Annotated in this window: 4 protein-coding genes; all 4 read left to right on the top strand. The window is 58.2% G+C overall.

Going from position 1 to position 3,600, the window contains the following annotated elements; translation table 11 throughout:
- The coding region (locus FLM9_RS05830; protein WP_143324629.1) for a TonB-dependent receptor domain-containing protein at nt 1–733 on the top strand (733 nt) is incomplete at its 5' end.
- A 22-nt stretch (nt 734–755) separates the two neighbouring features.
- On the top strand, nt 756–1,700 hold the full coding sequence (locus FLM9_RS05825; RefSeq protein ID WP_081340240.1) for a heme/hemin ABC transporter substrate-binding protein: 945 nt from the start codon (nt 756–758) through the stop codon (nt 1,698–1,700).
- Nucleotides 1,701–1,721: 21 nt separating this feature from the next.
- The gene (locus FLM9_RS05820) at nt 1,722–2,759 is read left to right on the top strand and encodes a FecCD family ABC transporter permease (protein ID WP_074457685.1); all 1,038 of its coding nucleotides are present in this window, start codon (nt 1,722–1,724) and stop codon (nt 2,757–2,759) included.
- Nucleotides 2,760–2,788: 29 nt separating this feature from the next.
- Nucleotides 2,789–3,544 (top strand): ATP-binding cassette domain-containing protein, encoded by a 756-nt coding sequence (locus FLM9_RS05815; RefSeq protein WP_180365320.1) that lies wholly within the window; start codon nt 2,789–2,791, stop codon nt 3,542–3,544.
- Nucleotides 3,545–3,600 lie beyond the last annotated feature (56 nt).

The raw sequence follows: 3,600 nt of genomic DNA, 5'->3' as shown, positions 1-3,600 counted from the left end.
TGTTACGCGCCCGGTTATTGGAGCAAACGGACGACCTGTTATTGGAGCAGATGGACAACCCGAGATGGAAATTGTCATGCGTCCCGATGGTCCCGAGATAAAAGATAATAAATTTCAACAAAACCCAGATCTCAAATCTGAAAAAGCAACTCGGATTGAAATTGGTACACGTTACCAGCGCAGCAACATTCTAGCAGCAGGAGATCAACTATTGCTCTCTGCAAATGCTTACTATGCTAATGTTGATAACTATATTGAAGCTATTGTCAGCACTCAGACTGATAATTTTATCACATTCACGCAGAACGTCAATGCAGAGCTGTCTGGATTTGAGGCTGAGATGGCCTATGATGCCCGGTCCTGGTTCACCTCTGCCAACCTTACGATTCCCCGTGGCAGCCAAGAGGGAAATTCACGTCAACTGGCCAATCTTCCCCAGGATCGCCTCTCTGCAACCCTCGGCCTGAGACCGGATCCGAAATGGGAGATTGGCTTGCGTTCCACCGTGGCTGGTGAGAGAAAGATCAACGACAACGAAGATAGCAACATTAACACCGACAGCTTCTTGACCTTTGATCTATTTGCCAACCTCTGGCTTGGCGATGATCTTGCTTCCGGTGCCCTGGTTTCATTTGGCATTGATAACATCACCAATCAGAAATATAAGCTTCATCCCAATGTACTATCTAGTCACGGTAGATCCGTTAAATTAAATACACAATTTACTTTCTAAAACACGTTTGAGCATTTCTTCCATGGCACTTCCTCAATTCTTGAACATGACTTTTCGCAACAAAGCCATTGCCAGTCCGTGGCGCCAGCTTCGGGCTAGCCAATTCATGACAGCAGCCGTTGCTGCGATGGCTGGTTTTCTACTGCATTGGCCAGCTCAGGCTCAAGACTTGACCAGGCGGATTGTTGTGGCTGGTGGAGATCTCACGGAAATTGTTTTTGCCCTTGATGCTGAAGATCAGCTTGTCGGTGTTGATCAAACATCCACATGGCCGCCACAGGCACAAGATCTTCCCCAGATTGGCTATGTCAGGCGCCTATCTGCAGAAGGTGTTCTGTCTCTGGATCCCGATTTGCTGATTGCCGCCCATGATGCCGGCCCGGATGTGGCGCTGCGGCAGCTTCGGCAGGCTGGTGTCCTGGTTGTTCAGGCGCCTGACGTGGACGGCGCCGACGGGGTGGTGGCCAAGATCGACCTGGTGGGGGAGATTCTCAATCGAGAGGATGATGCCCAGGCCCTTGCGGCGCAGTTTCAAGCCGATCTGGCTGCTGTGCAGACCAAGGTGGCAACCCTGACCCGCCAGCCCCGGGTGTTGTTCATTCTTTCCATCGCGGGCAATGCGCCCATCGTCGGCGGTCGCGACACCTCCGCAGACGACATCATCCGTCTTGCTGGCGCCACCAACGCGGCAGCAGCCGTCAGTGGCTATAAGCCCATAAGCCGGGAAGCCATTCTGGCGGCGCAGCCGGATGTACTGCTTTTGATGGATCGCCACGCCGAAACATTCGGTGGCGCAACGGCAATCCTGAGCCGTCCTGAATTCGCCCTCACCCCCGCCGGCCAGGCTGGTCATGCTGTGACCATGGACGGCTTGCTGCTGCTGGGCTTTGGACCCCGCACCCCTCAGGCTGTCGCCCAGCTGGTTCGGGCCCTCCAGCCCCAGGCTGCTGTGGAAGCTGGCTTTTAACCCATGGGAGGACGGTGGAGGATGACAAGTGTCCGTCGGCGCCAGCAGTTATGGATCGTCATTCTGCTGTTGGCAGTTGGTCTTTTGGCCGTGGCTGCCTTGACGCTAGGCCCTGTCGCCATCCAACCCGACCGCCTGTTGGCCACGCTTCTCGGCCAGGGGGACACGACGGAAACAGCTATTCTTTGGGTCATTCGTTTGCCGCGGCTCCTGCTTGGCGTTGCCGCTGGCATCGCCTTGGCCCTCTCCGGTGCAGCTCTGCAAGGCATCCTGCGCAACCCCCTGGCCGATCCGGGACTCATCGGCATCACCGCTGGCGCCTCTCTTGGCAGTGTCACGGTCATTGTTCTCGGAGAAGTCATTGCAGACTCTTTGCCAACAGCACTCAGACCATGGCTCTTGCCGATTGCGGCTTTTCTGGGTGCGGCCCTGGTGATTGCACTTGTGTTTTCCCTGGCGCAACGGGATGGCACAACATCTGTGGCGACCTTGATTTTGGCCGGCGTGGCGATTAATGCCACAGCCTCTGCAATCATCGGAGGACTGGTGTATATCAGCGATGATGATCAGTTGCGGGATCTGACGTTCTGGACCATGGGCGCCCTGGCTGGGGCCGGCTGGCCTTTGGTACTCATGGCTGTTGCCCTGACGGCCCTGTCGGCTCCCTTGCTGGCGGGGCAGGCCCAGGCGCTGGATCTGTTTCAGTTGGGAGAGCGGGCGGCATTTCACACGGGCCTGGATGTGGAGCGCTGCAAACGTCGTGTGGCGTTGGGAACAGCGATCACCGTCGGCGCCGTCACCTCGGCCGCTGGTCCCATTGGCTTTATCGGCTTGGTGGCTCCCCACTTGGCGCGCCTCATCTTCGGACCACGCCATGCCGTTCTGCTGCCAACTGCCGTCCTCATGGGAATTGCCTTGGTGCTGGCGGCGGATCTTGTGGTTCGTCTTGTGGCGCCTCCGGCGGAGCCGCCCCTGGGTTTGGCCACCAGCTTGATCGGGGGACCGTTTTTTCTGTGGTTGTTACTGCGCAGCCCGATGAGTCACCAGCAAGGGAATTGATGGTGCTGGAAGCTGCTGATGTCTGCGTGATGCGGGGCCGACGGCCCATTTTGAAGGGGATCAGCCTACGGCTACAGCCCGGGCGGATCACCGCTGTGATTGGCCCCAACGGTGCTGGCAAGTCAACGGTGTTGGCCTGCCTCTCGGGAGCATTGATTCCTGGGCGCGGCACACTCCGCTTGGCTGGGGAGTGTCTGCATCAGTTGTCTGCGGCTGAGTTAGGGCGCCGCCGTGCTGTTCTTGAACAATCGCCCATCGCCCCTGCCGGATTCACACTGAAGGCACTGGTGGCGTTGGGAATCCCCCGCCAAGTGCCGCCGCGACAAACCCAGGCCCTGGTGGATCGGGCCCTCAAGGCTGTGGGCCTGAGCGAGCACACTCATCAGACGATTGACACCTTATCGGGTGGCGGACAACAGCGGGCTCATCTGGCCCGTGTCCTGGCGCAACTCTGGGCGGGGCAGGCCTTGGGTGGCGGACATTGGCTGCTGTTGGACGAGCCCACAGCCCACCTAGACCTGGCCCATCAGGCCGCCGTCATCCGCATTGCCCACCAAGTGGCAGCGGAAGGGGTCGGGGTGGTGGTGGTGGTCCATGACTTGACCGTTGCCGCTGCTCTGGCAAGTCACGTTGTTCTGATGCAAGGTGGGTGTGTGGTGGCCTGGGGACCAGCGGATCAACTCTTGCAGCCCACGGTTCTGGAACCCGTGTACGGCCTTCCCCTGTTGCGCAACGAACCCATAGCCGGAAGAACAGCCATTATCCCCCTCTTCCCTGTCCTCTAAGGAAGGTCTTTGCTGATAAGGGCTACCTGTCCAAAGCGCTGCTGGAGCGCCTCTGG

The organism is Candidatus Synechococcus spongiarum, assembly GCF_900047545.1.
In the GTDB taxonomy this organism is placed as follows: domain Bacteria; phylum Cyanobacteriota; class Cyanobacteriia; order PCC-6307; family Cyanobiaceae; genus Synechococcus_B; species Synechococcus_B spongiarum_C.
This window is presented reverse-complemented; position numbering and strand designations above follow the sequence as displayed.